23 protein-coding genes are annotated in these 20,997 nt (G+C 67.4%); 10 read left to right on the top strand and 13 right to left on the bottom strand.

Annotation, left to right across the window (positions count from 1 at the left end; all coding sequences use genetic code 11):
* Positions 1-3: 3 nt before the first annotated feature.
* Positions 4-828, top strand: coding sequence for an MBL fold metallo-hydrolase (locus ACV4UZ_RS03390; RefSeq protein WP_491599523.1), 825 nt, complete (start codon positions 4-6; stop codon positions 826-828).
* Here the strand turns inward: ACV4UZ_RS03390 and ACV4UZ_RS03385 are convergent.
* The 3 genes from ACV4UZ_RS03385 to ACV4UZ_RS03375 form a co-directional block, all read right to left on the bottom strand.
* Entirely contained in the window at positions 825-1,727 is a 903-nt protein-coding gene (locus ACV4UZ_RS03385) for a substrate-binding domain-containing protein (protein ID WP_491599522.1), read from the bottom strand. The two genes, ACV4UZ_RS03390 and ACV4UZ_RS03385, sit on opposite strands and share 4 nt — an antisense overlap.
* A 143-nt stretch (positions 1,728-1,870) precedes the next feature.
* Positions 1,871-2,338: a helix-turn-helix domain-containing protein gene (locus ACV4UZ_RS03380; protein ID WP_011384671.1), complete on the bottom strand. Its 468-nt coding sequence runs from the start codon at positions 2,336-2,338 to the stop codon at positions 1,871-1,873.
* 124 nt (positions 2,339-2,462) lie between these two features.
* A complete protein-coding gene (locus tag ACV4UZ_RS03375; RefSeq protein ID WP_491599521.1) occupies positions 2,463-3,395 on the bottom strand; it encodes a LysR family transcriptional regulator in 933 nt (310 codons plus the stop codon).
* A gap of 105 nt (positions 3,396-3,500) precedes the next feature.
* Here ACV4UZ_RS03375 and ACV4UZ_RS03370 point away from each other — a divergent pair, with 105 nt between their 5' ends.
* From ACV4UZ_RS03370 to ACV4UZ_RS03355, 4 genes are all read left to right on the top strand, one after another.
* Positions 3,501-4,106, top strand: coding sequence for a GNAT family N-acetyltransferase (locus ACV4UZ_RS03370; protein WP_491599520.1), 606 nt, complete (start codon positions 3,501-3,503; stop codon positions 4,104-4,106).
* A 6-nt stretch (positions 4,107-4,112) separates the two neighbouring features.
* Entirely contained in the window at positions 4,113-4,541 is a 429-nt protein-coding gene (locus ACV4UZ_RS03365; RefSeq protein ID WP_491599519.1) for a ribbon-helix-helix domain-containing protein, read from the top strand.
* Positions 4,542-4,564: 23 nt separating this feature from the next.
* On the top strand, positions 4,565-4,753 hold the full coding sequence (locus ACV4UZ_RS03360; RefSeq protein WP_491599518.1) for a hypothetical protein: 189 nt from the start codon (positions 4,565-4,567) through the stop codon (positions 4,751-4,753).
* A gap of 79 nt (positions 4,754-4,832) precedes the next feature.
* On the top strand, positions 4,833-5,144 hold the full coding sequence (locus ACV4UZ_RS03355; RefSeq protein ID WP_491599517.1) for a hypothetical protein: 312 nt from the start codon (positions 4,833-4,835) through the stop codon (positions 5,142-5,144).
* Positions 5,145-5,204: 60 nt separating this feature from the next.
* On the opposite strand, the gene ACV4UZ_RS03350 is transcribed toward ACV4UZ_RS03355, so the two are convergent.
* From ACV4UZ_RS03350 to ACV4UZ_RS03335, 4 genes are all read right to left on the bottom strand, one after another.
* On the bottom strand, positions 5,205-6,215 hold the full coding sequence (locus ACV4UZ_RS03350; protein ID WP_491599516.1) for an IS30 family transposase: 1,011 nt from the start codon (positions 6,213-6,215) through the stop codon (positions 5,205-5,207).
* A 155-nt stretch (positions 6,216-6,370) separates the two neighbouring features.
* Positions 6,371-7,030, bottom strand: coding sequence for a cyclic nucleotide-binding domain-containing protein (locus ACV4UZ_RS03345; RefSeq protein ID WP_491599515.1), 660 nt, complete (start codon positions 7,028-7,030; stop codon positions 6,371-6,373).
* Between the two features lie 62 nt (positions 7,031-7,092).
* Entirely contained in the window at positions 7,093-8,571 is a 1,479-nt protein-coding gene (gene amaB / locus ACV4UZ_RS03340; protein ID WP_491599514.1) for an L-piperidine-6-carboxylate dehydrogenase, read from the bottom strand.
* Between the two features lie 10 nt (positions 8,572-8,581).
* Positions 8,582-10,264 (bottom strand): thiamine pyrophosphate-dependent enzyme, encoded by a 1,683-nt coding sequence (locus ACV4UZ_RS03335; RefSeq protein WP_491599513.1) that lies wholly within the window; start codon positions 10,262-10,264, stop codon positions 8,582-8,584.
* A 94-nt stretch (positions 10,265-10,358) separates the two neighbouring features.
* Between ACV4UZ_RS03335 and ACV4UZ_RS03330 the strand changes: the two genes are divergently transcribed.
* Positions 10,359-10,691, top strand: coding sequence for a hypothetical protein (locus ACV4UZ_RS03330; protein WP_491599512.1), 333 nt, complete (start codon positions 10,359-10,361; stop codon positions 10,689-10,691).
* On the opposite strand, the gene ACV4UZ_RS03325 is transcribed toward ACV4UZ_RS03330, so the two are convergent.
* Together ACV4UZ_RS03325 and ACV4UZ_RS03320 are read right to left on the bottom strand one after the other, a co-directional pair.
* Positions 10,633-11,124: a CinA family protein gene (locus ACV4UZ_RS03325; RefSeq protein WP_491599511.1), complete on the bottom strand. Its 492-nt coding sequence runs from the start codon at positions 11,122-11,124 to the stop codon at positions 10,633-10,635. The genes ACV4UZ_RS03330 and ACV4UZ_RS03325 overlap by 59 nt on opposite strands.
* Positions 11,125-11,126: 2 nt before the next feature.
* Positions 11,127-11,609 carry a phosphatidylglycerophosphatase A family protein gene (locus tag ACV4UZ_RS03320; RefSeq protein WP_491599510.1) on the bottom strand — a complete coding sequence of 161 codons (483 nt, stop codon included), beginning with the start codon at positions 11,607-11,609 and terminating at the stop codon, positions 11,127-11,129.
* Between the two features lie 384 nt (positions 11,610-11,993).
* Between ACV4UZ_RS03320 and ACV4UZ_RS03315 the strand changes: the two genes are divergently transcribed.
* Positions 11,994-14,462, top strand: a complete 2,469-nt coding sequence (locus ACV4UZ_RS03315) for a sensor histidine kinase (RefSeq protein WP_491599509.1) — start codon at positions 11,994-11,996, stop codon at positions 14,460-14,462.
* Between the two features lie 9 nt (positions 14,463-14,471).
* Here the strand turns inward: ACV4UZ_RS03315 and ACV4UZ_RS03310 are convergent, their stop codons facing one another.
* The 4 genes from ACV4UZ_RS03310 to dapA form a co-directional block, all read right to left on the bottom strand.
* Positions 14,472-15,122, bottom strand: a complete 651-nt coding sequence (locus tag ACV4UZ_RS03310; RefSeq protein ID WP_491599508.1) for a sulfite oxidase-like oxidoreductase — start codon at positions 15,120-15,122, stop codon at positions 14,472-14,474.
* Positions 15,123-15,194: 72 nt separating this feature from the next.
* On the bottom strand, positions 15,195-16,316 hold the full coding sequence (locus tag ACV4UZ_RS03305; RefSeq protein WP_491599507.1) for a T6SS phospholipase effector Tle1-like catalytic domain-containing protein: 1,122 nt from the start codon (positions 16,314-16,316) through the stop codon (positions 15,195-15,197).
* Positions 16,317-16,403: 87 nt separating this feature from the next.
* Entirely contained in the window at positions 16,404-16,865 is a 462-nt protein-coding gene (gene smpB / locus ACV4UZ_RS03300) for an SsrA-binding protein SmpB (protein WP_068434920.1), read from the bottom strand.
* A gap of 137 nt (positions 16,866-17,002) precedes the next feature.
* Entirely contained in the window at positions 17,003-17,875 is an 873-nt protein-coding gene (gene dapA, locus ACV4UZ_RS03295; protein WP_491599506.1) for a 4-hydroxy-tetrahydrodipicolinate synthase, read from the bottom strand.
* Positions 17,876-18,030: 155 nt separating this feature from the next.
* Here dapA and ACV4UZ_RS03290 point away from each other — a divergent pair, with 155 nt between their 5' ends.
* The 3 genes from ACV4UZ_RS03290 to ACV4UZ_RS03280 are packed head-to-tail and all read left to right on the top strand — an operon-like array spanning position 18,031 to position 20,993.
* Complete coding sequence (locus tag ACV4UZ_RS03290) at positions 18,031-19,992, top strand: lytic transglycosylase domain-containing protein (protein ID WP_491599505.1); 1,962 nt, start codon at positions 18,031-18,033, stop codon at positions 19,990-19,992.
* A complete protein-coding gene (locus ACV4UZ_RS03285; RefSeq protein ID WP_491599504.1) occupies positions 19,989-20,660 on the top strand; it encodes a haloacid dehalogenase type II in 672 nt (223 codons plus the stop codon). The genes ACV4UZ_RS03290 and ACV4UZ_RS03285 overlap by 4 nt, the downstream gene beginning before the upstream one ends.
* Positions 20,661-20,663: 3 nt before the next feature.
* Positions 20,664-20,993, top strand: coding sequence for a hypothetical protein (locus ACV4UZ_RS03280; protein WP_491599503.1), 330 nt, complete (start codon positions 20,664-20,666; stop codon positions 20,991-20,993).
* Positions 20,994-20,997: the final 4 nt, after the last annotated feature.

Here is a 20,997-nt window from a genome sequence, read left to right as displayed (position 1 = left end):
TGGATGGTTTGCACGGTGAAGTTTTGGGGGGTGCGTGGAAGCATCGCCTGTCCTTCGCCCGAGCATGTGGTCTACGGCGGCAACACCTCCTGTATTGCCGTCACCACCGAGGCCGGGACCGTGATCTTCGACGCCGGTACGGGAATCCGTGCCCTGGGGCGCGACATCATCGGCCGCGGCCTGGGAGAGGCCCAGCTGTTCTTCACCCACACCCACTGGGACCACATCAACGGCTTTCCCTTCTTCGCGCCGGCCTACAATCCGGCCTTCCGCCTGGAAATCCATGGCCCGAAGCAGGAGGGCAGCCCGCGCGGCATCCAGCACGTGCTGACCGGCCAGATGGAGACCCCCAATTTCCCGGTTCCCCTGGCCGCCATGCGCGGAATCGTCTCCTATCAGGATTTCGAGGTGGGCAGCGTCTTCACCCCCTACGAGGGGGTGACTTTGCGCACCGCGCCGCTGAAGCATCCCAACGGGGCGTGCGGCTACCGCCTGGAGACCGGCGGCGTCGCCATGGCCTACATCACCGATACCGAGCATACGCCGGGCGCCCTGGACCAGAACGTGCTGTTCCTGATGAAGGATGCCGATCTGGTGATCTACGACTGCACCTACACCGATGCCGAGTTCCCCACCAAGATCGGCTGGGGCCATTCCACCTGGCAGGAGGGCATCCGCCTGGCCCAGGCGGCCGGTGCCCGGCGGCTGGCCATCTTCCATCACGATCCCGAGCATACCGACGACATCATGGCCGGTATCGAGGCCGAGGCGCTCGACGCCTGGGACGGCGTGGTGGTCGCCCGCGACAATATGGAAATCGTTCTTTAGCCGTTCCAGCGGATGGAGCCGATGCCCGTGACCTCGTAGCCGCCCAGGGTTTCCACCCGGCGGGCGAATTCCATGGTGCGGGTGAAGGCCAGCAGCGCCTGGACCGGCGGCTCGAAATAGGCGCGGCGGTCGATCGCAATGTCGAAACGCTCGCGGTGCAGGGGCACGAAGTCCAGTTTCAGGCTTCGGGCCACCGAGGCGATGGCCAGCCCGGCATCGGCGGCGCCTTCCAGAATGGCCAGCCCCACATCGGTCTCGCTGCGCACCGGCACCTTGGCCGTGGTCAGCGATTCGGCGGCGATACCCGCCTCGGCCAGCAGCCGGTCCAGCAGCAGGCGGCTGCCGGCGCCTTCCTGGCGCAGCACCACGCGGGCCCTGGCCGCCACCAGATCGGCCAGCGAGGCGATGCCCAGCGGATTGCCCGCCGCCACCACCAGACCCTGCTGGCGCCAGGCCCACTCGATCAGCACCACGTTGCGCTCGGCCAGCATCTCCTGGACCTGGGGCAGGTTGTAGGCGCCGCTTTCGGGGTCGAGCAGGTGGATGCCGGCCATGGCGGCCTCGCCCAGCGCCAGTTGCCGCAATCCGTCCATGGACGAGCCCGGCAGCATGGCCAGACCGCTCCCCACCTCGCGCAGGCACCATTCCAGCAGGGGATCGTGGCTGCCGGCCACCACCATGGGGGCCGGCCCCTGGCGGGGGGCGTCCGAGGGCGAGGCGCTGTTGCGCTTCAGCCAGGCATCGATCTCGCCCTTGGGAAACAGCCATTTGCCGGTGACCCGGGTGCAGGGAATCCGCCGTTCCTTCAGCAGCTCGTAGACCTTGCGCTCCTTGATGCGCAGGTAACGGGCCACCTGATGGGTGTCCATCATCTCGGGAAAGTCCTGGGCGTCGTCCATGGGGCGGAGGCTTGCATTTCGAGGGAGGAATCGGGGTGCCCGGCGAGAATGGCCCGGGGCGCGGCGATTGACAAGAACCCACTGGTCAAACGAATACGGCCGGGGCATGCCCCGGCCGCAACTCTCACTCGTGACGCAAGGCTCTATTCGGCGCCGGCGACGGCGGCCAGGGCCTTGGCCAGTTCGTAGACCCGCTTCCTGACCTGAGGATCGGTGATGTTGTAATAGGCGCGGACCAGTTCCAGCGTCTCGCGCTTGGTCATGGGGTCGGCCTCGAAGGTCGCCGGCTCTTCCGACAGTCCGACCGAGCCCTTGATGATGTTGACCGGGCTCTGGGCCTGGACGCCATCGGCCATGTCGTCGAAGAAATACGACACGGGCACGTCAAGGACGCGCGACAGGTCGAACAGGCGCGAAGCGCCGATGCGGTTGGCACCGCGCTCGTACTTCTGCACCTGCTGGAAGGTCAGGCCGATGGCCTCTCCCAGCTTCTCCTGGCTCATTCCCAGCAGGGTGCGGCGCAGACGCATGCGGCCGCCGACGTGAACGTCCACCGGATTGGGGGCCCCGCTCTCCAGCCGTCCCCGGGTCGATACATTTCGCTTCGCCAAAACAATACCCCTAATTGAGTGAGAAACATGTCTGCATTCTAACCGACGCGGCTTCAAACGCAACCGTTTTTAGTATGCAGCTGAATACCAGGGTATGCAGGGGCGGGGCGGCCCCGGTCCGGGATCATTTTTCCCGGTACCACGCCGAGGTGGTGAACATGCCGGCCAGCAGGTCGTACAATTCCCGCACCGAGGGCTCGCGCAGAGTGTCCTCGTGGGATACCAGCCACAGGGAAACCGCCAGGGAGGGGGCTTCCACGTCGACGGCCTTCAGCCTGTGTTCGTAAAGGGTCGAGTAGTCGGGCAGAAGCGACACCCCTTCGCCGCCGAGCAGGGGGCGCTGGAGCTTGGGCGTGTTGGGGGCCACGCTGACGCCTTCGCCCTGCTTGCCGGCCACCAGGCCGTTCCAGGCGTCCAGGCCGCGAATGGCGCGGTAGATGCCGATGTCGAGCAGCGGCAGTTCCGCCAGATCGTCGAAACTGGAGATGCCGCGCAATTCATGCAGGAACTCGCGGCTGGCCACCGGAACGAAGTTCATGGTGCCCACCCGGCGGACGTGAACCGCGCCGCCGACCTTGGGCAGGTCGCCCGGCGAGGTCGCCATGACGGAGATGTCGGCCTTGCCCTGGGCGGTGGTGAACGCCAGCTTCGGCAGTTCGGTCCTCACCAGGCTGCGATCCAGCGGCAATTCGTGCTTGTCCTGGCCCATCAGGGCGGGAATCAGGGTGTAGGTCAGCAGCCCCTCGCTGGCGGCCACCGTCACCTTGGGGGTCTGAAAGCTGGTCAGACCCTGCATGGCGCCCTCGAAATCGTCGGCCAGGGCCGCCATGGCCCGCGCCCGCTCCAGCAGGGCCTCGCCGGCCGGCGTGGGGGACGCCCCCGATTTGCGCCGGGTGAACAGCGGCCGCCCGATGGCGGCCTCCATGTTGCCGATCCGGCGGCTGACCGTGGTCTGGTCGATGCCCATGGCCGCCGCCGCCGCCGCGAAGCTCTTGTGCTCGGCGCAGGCGATGATCAGCCGGACGTCGTTCCAGTCATGCAGGCGAAACTGACCCATGACCCCTTCGCGCAGTCCCTTGGTATTCACATTTCACGGCATACCGTATCACCGCGCATCCCTGCAAGATAGCCCCCATCGAGTTTCTTGCATGGAGGCGCACCGATGACGACAGAGATCCGCAACGGTAGCAAGGTCCCCAGCGCGTCCGTAACCGTGAAGATCGCCCGGACCCCGGACGAATTCGCCATGGCCATGGCCATTCGCGCTGCGGTTTTCCTCGCTGAAGAGGACAACATCACCTATTTCGACGAGTTCAACGGCAACGATTACGTGGCCACCCACCTGATCGCCTTCGTGGACGGTGACCCGGCCGGCGTCATCCGGGTGCGCTGGTTCGCCGATTTCGCCCTTCTCGAGCGGGTGGGCATCCGCAAGCGCTACCGTTCCTATCAGGTGCTGGCCTCGCTGGCCCGCGCCGCCCTGGAACTGGCCCGCCAGAAGGGCTTCCGCATCGCCGCCGGCCGCGCCCGGCTGGAGACGGTCAATTTCTGGAAGCGCTTCGGCGGCCGCCAGTCGGGCGAGGCCATCAGCATGTATCGCGGCACCCTGGTGCCCATCGTCCACGACATTCCGCGCCGTCCCGATCTGGGCAGCATCCAGGCGGGCCCGTTCGGCGATCCGGATTTCGAATCCCTGATCGTCCAGCAGGAAGGCAACTGGGATTTCAGCAAGCTGAAGGCTCCCATCCAGCTTTCGGCCGCGGAGTAGCCCGCCATGAACTGGCAAGACCGTCAGGGCATGATCGCCGACCTCAACCTGCGCATCGAGCTGAAGCGCTTGGCCGACAAGGCGTTCGACCGCGACGACGGTCCGTTGATGGCGATCCTCGAGGTGGCCATCAACACCCTGGACGAGCGTCTGGCCGACCCCGAGGCCTATGCGCGGGAAGAAGCCCCGCGCAAGCGGCCGGTGACGCTGATCTGCCGCAATGTCCGCATCAAGGGCAAGCGGACCAGCGTCAAGCTGGAGAACGAGTTCTGGCAGGCCCTGGAACTGATGGCCGGCGAGGCCCATTGCGCCATCGACGATCTGTGCGATGCCGCCCGCCGCCGCTACGAGGCCAGCAGCCTGACCTCCGCCATCCGGGTCTTCGTACTGAACAGCAACATGACCGCCCAGCCCAGCCAGCTGGCCCCGGCCTGACAAAGCCAAGGGAGGACCATCCCATGATCACCACCGGCAAGGGGCCATCGGGCCTGCCCACCGCCGCCGCCGCCGCCCACATCGCCCGGCTGCTCGAGGATCTCGCCCAGGAGGCCCGCCTGATGGGCTTCGGCGGTCTGGCCGAATCCATCGCCTCGGTGGGCATCGAGGCCAGCGAGGAAGCCCGCCACGCCAGCCGCCTGAAGATGTGATCCGCCGCCGTTTGCATCGGGAGGTGCGGACGGCTATCCTCTGGCCCCGGCCCGAGCCGGGAGCCGGAGGATGGAAAGCATGAGAATCGCCGCATTCGTGTCGTTGCTGCTGTTCCTGGGCGCCTGCGCCGAGGTCACCACCTTCCGCCGTCCCGACGGGTCCACTTACCATCACGTCAATTGCGGCAATTCGCTCAAGCTGGAATCCTGCCGCCATGCCGCCGAGCGGACCTGCCCCAACGGCTTCGCTCGCATGAACCTCGCCACCAGGGGTGACGATTCGCCCGCCCAGCGCTGCGCCGCCGAGAACGCGGAGCGCCGGAAGGACGGCGTGGCGGAGCAGGCCTGCCCGCGCGAGGTCCAGACCAACAACTTCTTCGTTTGCCGCTAACAGGGGGCGGAAAAACTCGTCTCAAGACGTCGTCATTCCCGCGAAAGCGGGAAGATGGACTCACATTTCAAGTGCAACACCGAGATCGATGGCTTTTCCGAGGAAAGCCTCAAGCGGAGTTCGATATCCGAGGCACTTTCGCGGGGTGAGGTTGTAGTCCGTGGCCAGGTCGTCCAGATCGGCCTGGGAAACTGCCGCGAGATCTGTTTTTCGCGGCAGTCCCCGCCGCATTCGCCCGATGGCGTTCTCGACGCCGCCCTTCTGCCAGGGGCTATGGGGATCGCAGAAATAGGTTTTCATGCGAAGCCTTGTCTTCAGGCGGCGATGGGCCGCGAATTCAGAGCCGTTATCGAAGGTGATGGTGCGGCGCTGCTCGGCAGGAAATCGCCGCAGCATGGCGGTCAGGCTGTCGGCGATTGGCTCGGCGGCTTTGCTGAGGTGATGCCGGAGCAGAAGCAGGCGCGAGCTACGTTCGTGCGCCACCAGGACGGCTTGGCGATAGCGGGAGAACAGCATCAGATCGGCTTCCCAGTGGCCGGTCTGGCGCCGGTCGGCGACCTCGGCGGGACGCTCGGCTACCGGCACTCGCTGGGGAATGAAATGCACCGAGCTGCCGCCCTTGCGGCCACGCCAGCCACGCTGAAACTTGGCGCGCGGCAGCAGCCGGTGCAGATAGTCCTTGTGGCTGTTCACGCGCCAGTAGATGTAGCGGTAAATTGACTCGTGGCTGATCACCGGCCTACCTTGCTCAAGCTCGAGCCGCCCGGCGATCTGCTCCGGGGACCATCCCATCGCAAGGCCGTCCAAGGTCAGTTTCCTGAGCGCGCTCGAGCGCTCCAGTTTGTAAAGCTTGCGCCGCCGCCGGGCGCGGGCCTGGATCATCGCCCAATCCACCTTGTAGCCGACTTGGGCGCCACTGTTGCGCTCCAGCTCTCGGCTGATTGTTGACGCCGCCCGGCCCAAGGCCCGGGCAATGGCTCGCCGAGATTTACCGTCTGCATGCAGACGGTAAATCTCGCACCGCTCATCCAGACTGAGCTGATTGTATCGTTGTCCCATCGCAGCACCCATTATAGCGGGTGTTGCACTTCGATCGTGAGCTTAGGGAATCCATGCATCAGCCAACTGCATCTTGTGTCGATGCGGCCAAATTGTGTCAACATGGACCCCCGCCTTCGCGGGGGTGACGGGTAAATAGAGTGGCAGGCGAGTTATTCCGCAGCCTGCTAAAGCTTGCGGTGCCCTTCGGTGCTCATCACCGTCTTGAGGCCGACATTGTGGGCGTCGCCTTCCTCCACGATGTGGTCGTGGCGCTTGTCCTTGGCGCGGTTGCCGATCTCGGCCAGTTCGGCCACCGCCTTTTCCACCTTGTCCAGCGCCGCCTGAATCTCGTCCGCCAGGGGGCGGTCCTCCAGCAGGTTGGCGTAGCGGTGGATGTTGAAGGCGAAATGGCGGATCAGCTTGATGTTGTCGCGAAAGCTCCGGGGCCGGCGCACGAAGATGCGGTGCGAGGTGCGGATGTTCTTGATGAACATGTTGACCAGGGCGCGGACGAATTTGTCGGTGGCTTCCAGCTTGCGGTTGAAGATGGCCTGGGGAACCCGGGTCACCGAGCAGTCGGTGGCGGCGACGGCCGTCGCCATGCGTTCCAAACTGTCGATCACCGCCATCTCGCCGAAGATCTCGCCCGGCCGGATGGTGTCCAGCTCCACCCGCTGACCTTCCACCTGCTGGAAGATCATCACCTTGCCCTTTTCCAGGATATAGGCGGCGTCTCCCTGGTCGCCCTGGCGGAACAGGACGGCCCCGGCCGCCACGGCGAGTTTTTCCATCTTGGGTTCGCCCATCTTGGGCAAGGGGGCGAGGGGGGCGCTGATCTCGTTCATGCAGGCGAATGTGCTGGAATTTGTGTGGCACCGCAACGGGCGAGCGGCAACGAAGTGTGACATCAATCGGTGCCGAAGACGATTCCCTGGGCCAGGGGCAGGTCGTGGCCGTAATTGATGGTGTTGGTGGCGCGGCGCATATAGGCCTTCCAGGAATCCGAGCCCGCTTCCCGTCCGCCGCCGGTCTCCTTCTCGCCGCCGAAGGCACCGCCGATCTCGGCGCCCGACGGGCCGATATTGACGTTGACGATGCCGCAATCGCTGCCCGAGGCGGCCAGGAAGGCTTCGGCCTCGCCCAGGTCGCGGGTGAAGATGGACGACGCCAGCCCTTGCGGTACATCGTTATTGAGGGCGATGGCCTCGCCCGGATCGTCATAGGCCATGACGTAGAGAATTGGCGCGAAGGTCTCCTTGCGCACCAGATCGTCCTGGCGTTCGACCTCGACCAAAGCGGGGCGGACGTAGAAGGCCCGCTCCCAGCCGTCGACCATGATCCGCTCGCCGCCGGTGACGGCCGTTCCCGCCTTGGCCAGGGCGTGGCGCATGGCCTGATGGGCCTTGCCGTCGATCAGCGGCCCGACCAGCGTGGCGGGATCGCGGGGGTCGCCCACCCGGATGCGGCCATAGGCGGCCTTCAGCCGTTCCATCACCTCCTGGCGGATCGAGCGGTGGACGATCAGGCGGCGCAGCGTGGTGCAGCGCTGGCCGGCGGTGCCGGCGGCGGCGAACAGCACGGCGCGCTCCACCAGATTCAGATCCGCCGAGGGGCAGATTATGGCGGCGTTGTTGCCGCCCAGTTCCAGCAGGGAACGGCCCAGCCGCCGGGCGATGCGCGGCGCCAGGGCCTTGCCCATGGCGGTGGAGCCGGTGGCCGAAACCAGGGGGATGGCCCGGTGGTCGGCCAGGGCGCGGGCGGCCTCGATCCCGCCGACCACCACCTGGGACAGGCCGTCCGGCACGCCGCCGAAGCGCTCCGCCGCCTTTGTCAGCAAGGCGTTGACGGCCAGGGCGGTGAGCGGCGTCTTCTCCGAGGGCTTCCAGATCACCGCATCGCCGCAGACCAGGGCCAGGGTGGCGTTCCAGGCCCACACGGCGGCGGGAAAGTTGAAGGCGGTGATCACCGCCACCGGCCCCAGCGGATGCCAGGTCTCCATCATGCGGTACCTTGGGCGCTCGGTGGCGATGGTCAACCCGTAGAGCTGCCGCGACAGGCCGACGGCGAAGTCGCAGATGTCGATCATCTCCTGCACCTCGCCCAGGCCTTCCTGAAGGATCTTGCCGCTTTCCATGGTGATCAGCAGGCCGAGATCGGGCTTGGCGCGGCGCAACTCCTCGCCGAACAGCCGGATCAGCTCGCCCCGGCGCGGCGCGGGGACCTCGCGCCATTGCCGGAAGGCGGTCACAGCTTTGTCAACCATCCGGTTGACGTCCGTGGCGACGGGAACGGAGGCCATGACCTCGCCGTCGATGGGCGAGCGGACGTCCAGTCCGCCGCTCGGCATATCAAGGCCCAGGCGGGCCAGCAGGTCGGAGACGTCCATGGGGCCTCCTTTACGATTTGCCCGCTTTCTCGCGGATGGCCGTCAGCGTGGTGCGGGTGGTGATGGCCTCGGGGTCGAGGACCAGATGCAGCAGGGCCAGCCGCCCGGCGGCCAGGGCCTGCTCGAAGGCGGGGGCGAAGTCCTCGGTGCGCTCGACCCGCGCCGTCCAGGCGCCATAGGCGGCGGCCAGGGCGGCGAAATCGGGATTGGCCAGGTCGGTGGCCAGCGTCCGGCCCGGATGGCTGGCCTCCTGATGCATGCGGATGGTGCCGTACATGCCGTTGTCGATGACCAGCACTATCGGAGACAGGCCGTGCAGCTTGGCGGTGGCCAGTTCCTGGGCGGTCATCAGGAAGCAGCCGTCGCCGGCGAAAGCCAGCACAATGCGCTCCGGGTACAGCGCCTTGGCGGCCAGGGCGGCGGGCAGGCCGTAACCCATGGAGCCGTTGGCCGGGGCCAGCTGGCCGGGATAGCGGCGGAAGCGGTGGAAGCGCTGGGGCCAGCCGGTGTAGTTGCCGGCTCCGGTGCAGATTATGGCGTCGTCGGGCAGGCGCGCCTCGATCTCGGCCATCACGCGCCCCATGTCCAGGGCGCCGGGGCAGGGATTGGGCACCCGGTTGGCCAGATGGTCGGCGCGTACCGCTTCGGTCCACTTTGCCCACGGCTTGGCGGCCGGGGCGTCCAGGGCGGCGGCCCGCCGGGCGAAGGGCGGCATGGCCGAAACGATGGCGAGATGGGGACGGAAGACCCGGCCCAGTTCCTCGGCCTCGGGGAAGACGTGGATCAGGGTCTGCCTGGGGTTGGGCGCCTCGATCAGGGTGTAGCCCGCCGTGTCGATGTCGCCCAGACGGGTGCCCACCGCCAGGATCAGATCGGCGTCCCGCACCCGCGCCCCCAGGCTGGGGGCCATGGAATAGCCCAGTTCGCCGCCATAGCAGGGCGATTCGTTGTCGATGATGTCCTGTCGGCGGAAGCAGGCCGCCACCGGCAGAGACCAGGTCTCGGCGAAGCGGGTGATCAGCTGGGCGGCCTCGGGCGTCCAGCCGCCGCCGCCCACCAGCATCAGCGGGCGTCGGGCGCTTTTCAGCAGCTCCACCATCTTGTCCAGGCGGCAGGGGCCGGGATGGGGAAGCGCCGGGGGCAGGCGCTCCACGTCGGCCACCTGGGCGCGCTCGGCCAGCATGTCCTCGGGCAGGATCAGCACCGCCGGGCCGGGCCGGCCGCCCATGGCGGCGGCGAAGGCGCGGGCCACCGCCTCGGGCAGGCGATCGGGCGCGGTGATTTCCTCCACCCGCTTGGCCAGCGGCCGGAACATCTGGGCCAGTTCCACCTCCTGGAAGGCTTCGCGCCCCCGGATGGGGCGGTCCACCTGGCCGATCAGCAGCACCATGGGGGTGGAATCCTGGAAGGCGGTGTGGACGCCCACCGAGGCGAGGGTGGCGCCGGGGCCGCGCCCGACGATGCACACCCCCGGCCGGCCGGTCAGCTTGCCGTGGGCCTCGGCGGCATAGGCCGCGCCGCCCTCGTGGCGGAAGGCCAGCACCTTCAGCCGGTCGCGGCGGTCCCAGGCGGCGTCCAGGAAGGGCAGGAAGCTCTCGCCCGGCACGCAGGTCACCGTGTCGGCCCCCTGGCCGATCAGGGCGTCGGCGAGAATCTCGCCACCGGTGCGGGATGCGGGGCCGGAACTGGACATGGAATTCTCCCACATGTCTTGAAAGTGGCTGTGACGGGGCAAAGGGACAAGATAGGCTGTGGCCGGCCGGTCCGTCCATGGACGGCATGGAGGAATGATGGCGACCGATTGGCTTGAACTGGGGCGGAAGCTGGACGGGGCGAGCGGGGCCGAGCCGGAGCTGGATCGCGAGCTGGCTTCGGCCTTCGGCGTGGCGGCGGCGGCGTTCACCGCCTCGGTTCCCGATTGCCGCGCCCTGGTCGAGGCCGCGTTGCCCGGCATGACGCTGCATCTGGGCTACGGGGCCAGCGGCGTGTTCCCCTACGCCTCGCTGTCGGGCGAGGGGCTGCACGTCATCTCCGAGGCGCCCACCGTGCCGCTGGCCATCCTCAGGTCGCTGGTGGCGGCAGAAACAGCCCGAGCGCGGTCAGCGCCGCCTGCAGCCTGATCCCGTCGCGGTCGCCCTCGAAGCGGTGCTCGGCATGCCGGGTGGCTTCGCCCCGCCGCGCCAGGGCGAAATGCACCAGCCCCACCGGCTTGTCCGCCGAGCCGCCGCCCGGCCCGGCGATGCCGGTCACCGCAACGGCCGCATCCGCCTGGGAATGGGCCAGGGCGCCCTCGGCCATGGCGAGCGCCACCTCGCGGCTGACCGCGCCGCAGGCGGCGATCAAATGGGGGGGGACGCCCAGCATCTCGGCCTTGGCCTGGTTGGAATAGGTGACGAAGCCCCGGTCCACCACGCTGGACGAGCCGGGAATGGCGGTCAGCGCCGCCGCCACCAGCCCGCCGGTGCAGGATTCGGCGGTGGCGAGGCGTTGGCTCCGCTGCTCTGCATGGCGCAGAACCTGGGCGGCGAGGTCGGTCAGGACGGTGGGCAGCATGCTCAACTCCGCACGTGGTTGAGAAGGATCATCAGCCCCAGCCCGTAAGCTCCGGCCAGGATGTCGTCGAGCATGATGCCCAGCCCGCCGCCCACCCGGCGGTCGGCCCATCCCACCGGCCAGGGCTTCTTGATGTCGAACAGGCGGAACAGGGCGAATCCGGCCAGATAGGACAGGGGGTCGAGCGGCGCGGCCAGCAGCACCAGCCATTGCCCGGCCACCTCGTCGATCACCACCTCGCCCGGATCCTCCGCGCCGGTAAGCTTCACATAGACGGCCGAGGCCCACCAGCCGACCGCGAAGCAGGCCAGGGTGGCGGCCAGCAGCAAGACGGGTCCGCCCGCCGCCATCAACCCCCAGGCGAAGGGCAGGGCGGCGGCCGAGCCCCAGGTCCCCGGCGCCCTGGGCAGCAGGCCGGCCCCGAACCACGTGGCGGCCAAGGTGGCGGGATGCAGGATGGAAATGCCGGTCGGGCGATGGGGCAATGAAAGTCTCCGCGGAAGGGGCACCATACCATTGGATGTGATTGTCGCAAGTATCATTCTAACGACATAGATCAATGGGGTGAAACTATGGGAAATTTCGATGGAAAGCGTCATATATGGGCATGTAAGCATTACAATATTCAACCCGAGCGGGACTGGACAGAGTCTGGTGATTATGTGAGAATCCAATATATGCAAATGGATTTGAGATATATCGTTTGATTAACTAAATGGATGTCATCCATCATTGCCGTTCATACCTAAGATTAAAATCTATCCTATTGTTTTCTGCATCTCGACATAGCAGAGGCGGGAATGTCTGGGCCTCAGGGATCATGGCGGATTGGCGGACGCAGTCTCATGGTGAGGCTGGTGTTCTTTGGCATGGCCGCCTGCATCGTTCTTTGGGCCGGTCTTGAACTGGCGCATCAAAGAAGCCTCGCCAACGTGGTGGATGCCATCCTGACCGAGCGCCTGGAGCAGAAGGCGGGGCGTGACGCCTTGCGGATCGAGGCGCTGCTGCAATCCCATCAGTCCCTGGCCAATCTGGTCGGCCGTCTGGAAGGCGTCGGTGCCGAGGGCGAGCCCAACTGGCTGCCGGGTCGTGACGAAACCGGAGCGTTCCCTCCCGTCGACATCCTCGCCACCCTGGTTTCCGGCCAGGTCCGGACCTGGGCGCTGGAGGGACGGGCGGTTCCGCCCGGGCTGGTGGAGATGCTGTCCACCCTGCCGCCGGGGCGGGTCCAGCGTATCGCCACCCTGGGGCCGGCGGCCGTGCTGGTCTCGGCGGCGCCCCTGGCCGGGGGAGAGGGGCGGCGGCTGGCCGTGGTGTCGGTGATCGACGATGGTTTTCTGCGGGCGACCATGGGCTCCCATCTCGATCGCGGCTTCGCCATGGTGGCGAGCGAACCGGCCGGCGGCCGGGTGCTCGCCCGCGCCGGGGAGGATGGGAACGCCCTGGCGGTTCCGACCGTGGCCGATCTGCAGGCCGCGTTCCTGGTCGGTGGCGGCCGGGTGTTCGGGGCGGGCGAGGGGCATGCCGGGCTGGCCTTCTCCACCGTGCTGCCGCGCGACCGCCAGAAGGTGATGAGCGAGCCGCTGATCGCCCTGGAACGTTCCAGCCGCACCATCATGGGGGCCGGGCTGAGCGTGCTGTTCTTCGCCGCCCTGGTTTACGTGGCCTGGCGCATCCGCCGGTCGGCCCGGCGGGTGGCCACCATGACCCGTCAGGTCTTCGGTACCGAGAGCAAGGTGGCCGACATCGATGAACTGAGCCACCTGGAGAGCGAGGTGGAAACCCTGGTCGGCGAGGTCCGCCGCTCGCGCCAGGCCCTGCGCGGGGAAGAGGAGGCGCGGGTCGCCCTGCTGACCGAGCAGATGGCGTTGTCCACCGAGAACGAGCGCCTGCGGCTGCTGCATTCGGTGACCGACATCATGGGAATCGGCGTGATCCGCATCACCGACGAAGGGCCGCAGGCCGAGAACGACATCATGCGCGGATTCGCCGAGGCGGCCGGGGGCCTCGCTCCCTTCCTCGAGGCCCGCACCAGCGGCAGCGACGAGGTGCGCATCGGCGACGGCGCCGAGTGTCGCATTTTCGAGACCATGCTGGCCCGCGCCGTCGATGCCGGCCTGATCCTGGTCGAGGACGTCACGCGGCGGCGCAAGGCCGAGGAATCCATCGCCATCTTCGCCCAGTTCCCCTCCCAGGACCCCAATCCGGTGCTGCGGGTCACCGGCGAGGGCGTGGTGACCCACGCCAACCAGTCCGCCTCGCGGCTGCTGGAGTTCTGGGGCATCGATCTGGGCGGCGTGCTGCCCGACGACTGGAAGCTCAGCGTCGCCGATGCCCTTCACGGCGGCGTGCAGTCGGAAATGGAAGTCACCGTCCGCGACCGCATCCTGTCGCTGGTCTTCGTGCCGCTGCCCGGCGTGGGCGTGGTCAACGTCTATGGCAGCGACATCACCGGGCGCATCGCCGCCGAGCGCCTGCTGCACATGGTCAACGAAAGCCTGGAGCGCCGCGTCCATCAGCGCACCGAGGCGCTGAAGGCGGAAATCGCCGAACACATCCGCGCCGAGCGTGAACTGGTGGCCGCTAAGGAACAGGCCGATCTGGCCAACCGCGCCAAGACCGAGTTCCTGGCCAATGTCAGCCACGAATTGCGCACCCCGCTCAACGCCGTCATCGGCTTTTCCGAGGTGATGGCCGCCGAGATGTTCGGCCCCCTGGGCTCGAGCCGCTATTCCGGCTACGTCAACGACATCCTGGCCTCGGGCCGCCATCTGCTGGCGGTGATCAACGACATCCTGGACATCGCCAAGATCGAGGCCGGCCAGATGGAATTCGACATGGCGGCGGTGGAGCCGGCCGAGGTGGTGGCCGCCGCGGTGCGCATCGTCGAAAGCCGCGCCGATGCCGGCGGCCTGTTCCTCGGCACCCATGTGGCCGACGACGTCCCCACCCTGTGGGCCGACCGTCGCCGGCTGCTGCAGATTCTGGTCAACCTGCTGTCCAATGCCGTCAAGTTCACCCCGGAGGGCGGCTCGGTCGAGGTGTCGGTGGAGATGATGGGTGAGGAGGTGGGCTTCACCGTCGCCGACACCGGCATCGGCATGAGCGACGACGAAGTGGTGGTGGCCATGCTGCCCTTCCGCCAGGTGGACGGCAGCCTGTCGCGGCGTTACGACGGCACCGGCCTGGGCCTGCCGCTGGTGCGGGCCTTCGTCGAACTGCATGGCGGCCATCTGGACATCTCCAGCCGCAAGGGGGCGGGGACCAAGGTGACGGTGCGCCTGCCGCTCGGCCCCTATCCCGGGCGGTCGGGGCAGTTCCAGAACGCCGGGGAATAGCCTTTCCTGTCAGCCGTAGCGTTCTTCCTTCCACGGATCGCCTTCGCCGTGATAGCCGCGCAATTCCCAGTAGCCGGGCGTGTCGCGGTCGGAAAAGGTGATGTGCCGCAGCCACTTGGCGCTCTTCCAGAAGTACAGCTTGGGAATCACGGCGCGGACCGGCCCGCCGTGGTCGCGGGTGAGCGGTTGGCCCTGCCACGAATGGGCCAGCAGCACGTCGTCGTCGGCGAAGCGGGCCAGGGGAATGTTGGTGGTGTAGCCGTCGAAGCTGCGCAGCAGGAGGAAACGCGCCTCCTTGCGCGGCCTGACCATCCTCAGCAGATGGCGGGCCGCAACGCCCGTCCAGGCATTGTCGTAGCGCGACCAGGTGGTGACGCAATGAATGTCGCTGACCAGTTCGGTCTGTGGCTGGGCCATGAAGGTGTCCCAGTCCCAGCGGATGGGATTGTCCACCATGCCGCCGACGCTCAAGGACCAGTCGCGGGTGGAAAGGTTGGGCTGGTCGCCCAGGTCGAGGACCGGGAAATCAACGGTCTCGCGCTGGCCGGGCGGCAGGCGCCGGGGGGCGGGGATTGCGGTTTCGCCGCTCAGGCCGCGCCCCTCGCGCGCCCATTTTTCCTTGGCGGCGGTCAGTTTGTCCCGGTTCTTTTCCTCGGCCATGCTGCCTTGGCTCCGATCCATTGGGTGGACGTATCCGATAGATCGGGATGGTGCCGCAAATGGCAAGGGGCGTCAGTCTTCCTCCTCAATCCCGGGGAGACGGTTGCCGTCCGCATCCATGAAGACGCCCAGAAGGGGCTTGGGCTGATACCCGGGGTACCACCGCTCCCTGACCGATCTGTGAAGCTTCAGTCCCGAGGCCGGATCGAAGTGCCGCTCCGCCTGGGCCAGGGAGCTGGAATCCCATGGACGGTGGGCCGGCGCGCATGAATTCGGGGCGAAGCCGGGAATGGGGGCGTCGTTGAAGCGGACGCCGATTTTCGGAGCCTTCAACTTGCGGATCATCCAGTCCAGGGCGACGTCGGAAAGGCCGCTCTCGTGATCGATCTGGGGATAACCGCCGCCCACGTCGGCATGGGCTCCGGGAAACAGCACCTGGACCACCCGGTCGTCCTTGTCCCACAGCGACGGGCTGAAGGCCTGGCGCCGCTCATCGACCGATATGGCGTGGAAGCCGGCACGGGCCTTGGAACTGAGGTCGTTGTCGGCGAACTTGAAGCGGTCGATGTTTTCGTCGTCATGATAGTGGGGAATGCCCAGGGCGCCCACCGTGTCCCACACCCCGACCACCAGGCAGCCATCCGCCACGGGCTCGCGCCCGATGGTCTTCGGAAGCTTGCCGTCGGCCTCGAACCATCCGCGAATCTTCTCGATCACGCCGGCCCGATCCTCGCGGAAATCGCGCCACGTGGCGATTCCGGCGCGGTAGGCATCCTCGGTGCTCAGGCCTTCCGATTGCAGCACCCCCATGGCATTGATCATTCCGGCCAGGGCGCGGGCGGTATAGGCGCCGCGGCTGAATCCGGTCAGGACGATGGTGTCGCCGGCTTGATAGTGGCGGGAAACGAAGGTGTAGCCCCGCACGATGCGTCCGATGATTCCGGCGCCGAGGCCGCCGCCGGCCAGCTTGGCGAAAAAGTTCCGGCTGTCGCCGACGCCGTGGAGGTACTTGGCGACCTGGCCGTCGCCCTGTTTCTCCTGCTCGGGGGCATCCTCGTCGTCCGTGCCGGTTCCCGCCAGGGCCCGATAGAGCTTGAGAACGTTGGTGATGTCGGGAAGGCCGTCCTTGTTGTCGTCCTGATCCGGCCCGTTCCAGGTTCCATCGGCGCAAAAAACGATGGTCTTGCCGCTCATTGCTTCCCCCCATGTCTGATCGAATCCGCAACTTGGAGTCGATTACGACATAAAATGATCGGAAAAAGCAATGAATGAGAGAGGCGGTCAGCCCTTGTCGCGCATCAGGCGGGCCTTGTCGCGGTTCCAGTCCCGTTCCTTGATGGCCTCGCGCTTGTCGTGCAGCTTCTTGCCCTTGGCCAGGCCCAGCTGGACCTTGGCGATGCCCCTTTGGCCGAAATGGATGTCCAGCGGCACCAGGGTCATGCCGTCCTTGGTGATGGCGCTCATCAGCTTGGCCATCTCGCGCTTGTGCAGCAGCAGCTTCCTCGGCCGCCGCGTCTCGTGCGGGAAGGGCATCTTGGACTGGTATTCGGGGATATAGGCGTTGAACAGGTACAGCTCGCCCTGCATGGGACCGGCAAAGGCCTCGTTGATGTTGCCCTTGCCGACCCGGAGCGACTTGACCTCGGTGCCCACCAGCATGATGCCGGCTTCCACCTCGCTGATGATGAAGTACTCGTGGCGCGCCCGGCGGTTCTGAGCGGCGACGTGGCCGGGGAGCACCATGGTTTCAGTTCCTTTTATACAGGCCCCTCAGGCGGCGGGCGGGCGCTGTGCGCCCTTGCCTCCCGCGCCATCAGGCGCGCGGCCCCTTGGGCCTAGCCCAGTCCCAATGAGCCAGGCTCATCGGGACCGGGGGGGGGTCAGATCAGGCCGGCGGCCTTCATGGCCGCCTCGACCCGGTGGCGGGCGTTCTCGCTGGCCGGAACCAGCGGCAGACGCACGTCGGGGGTGGACTTGCCCAGCAGGCTGGCGGCGTACTTCACCGGGGCCGGGCTGGTCTCGCAGAACAGGGCGTCATGCAGCGGCATGAGCTTCTTGTTCAGCTCGTTGCAGGTGGCCAGATCGCCCCTGGCCCAGGCTTCCTGCATGCTGGCGCACAGCCTGGGCGCGATGTTGGAGGTCACCGAGATGCAGCCCACGCCGCCCTGGGCGTTGAAGGCGATGGCGGTGGCGTCCTCGCCCGACAGCTGGCACAGCCGGTCGCCCAGGGCGGCGCGGATGCGCAGGGGCCGGGCCAGGTCGGCGGTGGCGTCCTTGATGCCGGCGATGTTGGGCAGCGCCGACAGGCGCACGAAGGTCTCGACGCTGATGTCGATCACCGAGCGGCCGGGGATGTTGTAGACGATGATCGGAATGTCCACCGCCTTGGCGATGGCCTCGAAATGGCGGAACAGGCCTTCCTGGGTCGGCTTGTTGTAATAGGGCGCCACCACCAGGGCGGCATCGGCGCCGGCCTGCTTGGCATGCCGGGTCAGCGCGATGGCCTCGTCGGTGGAGTTGGAGCCGGTACCGGCGATGACCGGAACCTTGCCCTTGGCCACTTCCAGGCACAGCTCCACCACGCGGTGATGCTCCTCGTGCGACAGGGTGGGCGATTCGCCGGTGGTGCCGCAGGGGACCACGGCGTGGGTGCCCTCCGAGATCTGCCAGGCGACCAGATCCTGGAACGCTTTCTCGTTCACCTTTCCATCGAGGAAGGGAGTGATGAGAGCGGTGATGGATCCCTTGAACATGGCGGTCTTCCCGGAAATGGGTTGGTCGAAAGAGCTAGGGACATTAGCCGCAACCGCTTGCCGGAGCAAGACGAGGTGAAGGGTTCGGCTTGAAAGGTCGCGAGTGTGGCCTTTAGAATACGCCCCCCGTTGAACGATCCCACTGGATACGTCCGTTGAAGGTTCCGTCCGTCCTCGTCCTCGCCGCGCTCGCCGTCCTGAGCCTGCCTCAACCGGCCCGGGCCGAGGCTGACCCGGTGGCGCGCCAGGCGATCGCCGCCGCCAAGCGCGACCATTTCGACGAGGCCGCCCGGCTGGCCCGGCAGTCGCGCTCCAAGGTGCTGCCCCGGCTGGTCACCTGGATGGCCTATGTCTCGGGGCGTTCGGGGGCCGAGTTCGCCCAGCTCGCCGCCTTCATCCACGCCAATCCCGAATGGCCGATGATGAGTCAGATGACCAAGCGGGCCGAGGAATCCATCACCGCCGCCACCCCCACCGCCCAGGTGCTGGCCTGGTTCGATTCGCACCCGCCCACCACCGCCGACGGCGGCCAGGCCTATGCCCGCGCCCTGTTCGCCGCCGGGCGGACCGAGCAGGCGGTGCAGGTGATCCGCGACACCTGGGTCACCTTGAGCTTCGGGGCCTTGCAGGAAAAGCAGTACCTCAACCTCTTCGGCGAGCATCTGCGCTACGAGGACCATTGGCGCCGCCTCGACCGGCTGCTGTGGGACCGCCAGGAGACCTCGGTGCAGCGGATGATCATGAAGGTCGATTCCGGGCACCGCGCCGTGGCCCAGGCCCGCCTCGCGCTGCAATCGGGCAAGGCCAATCCCGAGCCGCTGATCAACGCCGTCCCGGCGTCGTTGCGCGACGATCCCGGCCTGATCTACGAGCGGGTGCGCTGGCGCCGCCAGAAGGACATGGACGAGGAGGCGCTGGACCTGCTGGCCCATCCGTCCCGCAACAAGATCCGTCCCGACCTGTGGTGGCAGGAACGCGCCATCCTGGCCCGCCGCGCCCTGCAGAAGGGCCTGGTGTCCAGGGCCTACCAGGCCGCCGCCGACCACGGGCTGGAAGGCGGAACCCAATACGTGGACGCCGAGTTCCTGGCCGGCTGGGTGGCGCTGCGCTTCCTCGACGACAAGACCACCGCCATCCACCATTTCACCCGCCTGCACGAATGGGCCAGCCATCCCATCTCGCGCGCCCGCGCCGCCTATTGGGCGGGGCGCGCCTTCGAGGCGGCGGGCGACGCCAAGGCACGGGACTGGTTCACCCGGGCGGCGCGTTATTCCACCACCTATTACGGCCAGCTGGGGGCGTCCCGGCTGGGCGACCATCACTGGCCGCTGCCCGACGAGCCGCAGCCGACGGCCGAGGACGTGGCGCGCTTCGAGGCCCGTGACGTGGTTGCCGCCGCGCGGCTGCTGATGCAGGCGGGCGAGAGCGAGCTGCTGCGCTCGTTCTTCATCCGTCTCAACGACACCGTCCAGACCCCGGGCGAGCGCACCCTGGTGGCCGGTCTGGCCACCCGCACCGGGCGGCACGACCTGGGCCTGACCGTGGCGCGGCGCTCGGACCGGGAAGGGGTCACCCTGGTGCAGGCCGGTTGGCCGGTTCCCCCCCTGTCCGCCGACGAGACCAATCCGGAGAAGGCCCTGGTCCTCGCGCTGATCCGCCAGGAAAGCGGCTTCGTCGCCGACATCGAGTCGCCGGCCGGGGCCAAGGGGCTGATGCAGCTGCTGCCGTCCACCGCCTCCAAGGTGGCCAAGTCCATCGGCCTCAAATACCACGTCAAGAAGCTGGACGACCCCGATTTCAACGTGGCGGTGGGCTCGGCCTATCTGCGCGATCTGGTGGGGGACTTCGAGGGCTCGTACATCCTGGCGCTCGCCTCCTACAACGCCGGGCCGGGCCGGGCCCGGCGCTGGATCCGCGAATACGGCGATCCCCGCGACCCCAGCGTCGACGTGGTGGACTGGGTGGAGATGATTCCGTTCGGCGAGACCCGCAACTACGTGCAGCGGGTGATGGAAAGCGTCGCGGTCTACCGCCGGCGCCTGGGCAAGCACGTCGGCCCCACCCTGGAGGCCGATCTGAAGCGTTGGGCCAGGCGCACGGCGGAGGCCCGTCAGTGACCCTTGCCGCGGCCAAGGTCTGCGTCTTCGACGCCTACGGAACCCTGTTCGACATCGGCAGCATCGCCAGGACGGTGCGGGACGAGTTGGGCGACAGGGCCGAGGCCCTGCTGCGGGTGTGGCGTCGCCGCCAGCTGGAGCTCAGCTGGCTGCCGCTCAGGGCCGGCACTTCGGCGGATTTCTGGCGGGTGACCGAGGAAGCCCTGGATTTCGCCATGGAGACCTTCAAGCTGGATGACGGCGGTCTGCGGTTGCGTCTGATGGAAGGCTGGCTGACGCCTGATCTTTACCCCGACGCGGTCGAGTCCCTGGCCCGCCTGCGCGCCATGGGCTGCCGTTCGGCCATTCTGTCCAACGGATCGGTCCGCATGCTGGAGGCGGCGACCGCAGGGCTGACGGAGCATCTCGACGCGGTGCTGTCGGCCCAGTCGGTCCAGCGCTTCAAGCCCGACCCGCTGGTCTATCAACTGGCGGCGACCCATTTCGGTGTGACGCCGGAAAGCGTATGCTTCGTATCGGCCAATGCCTGGGACGTCAGCGGCGCCGCCGCCTTCGGCTTCCAGGTGGTGTGGATCAACCGCGACAACGTTCCGCCGGAGAAGCTGCCGCTGGGAACCAAGGCGACGGTGGCCGGTCTGGCGGAGCTGCCGGCAATTCTGGGAGGTTGAGCCATGGACGAACTGGACGAGCTGCGTGCCGAGAACGAGGCGCTGCGCGCCGAACTCGAGGAGCTTCGCGCCGAGATCGAGGAATTGCACGGCGACGCCGACATCGATTCCTGCCACATCGCCGGGTTGACCGCCCAGATCAAGGCGCTGATCGCCGAGGGCGATTCCTGCCCCAACAAGGACGCGCATCCGCTGCTGGTGCGCGAGAAGTACACCCACGCGCGGACCGGGGAGGTGGTGACCAAGACCAGGGCCTTCCCCCTCTACCGCGAGGCTTTCGACGCCGAGGCCGAGCGCCTGGGCGTCGCCAACCCCGAGAAGATTCGGGGCTGATCTG

Source organism: Paramagnetospirillum sp., from assembly GCF_058402745.1.
Note: the sequence above shows the minus strand (reverse complement) of the source record. Positions and strands in the feature narration are given on the sequence as shown.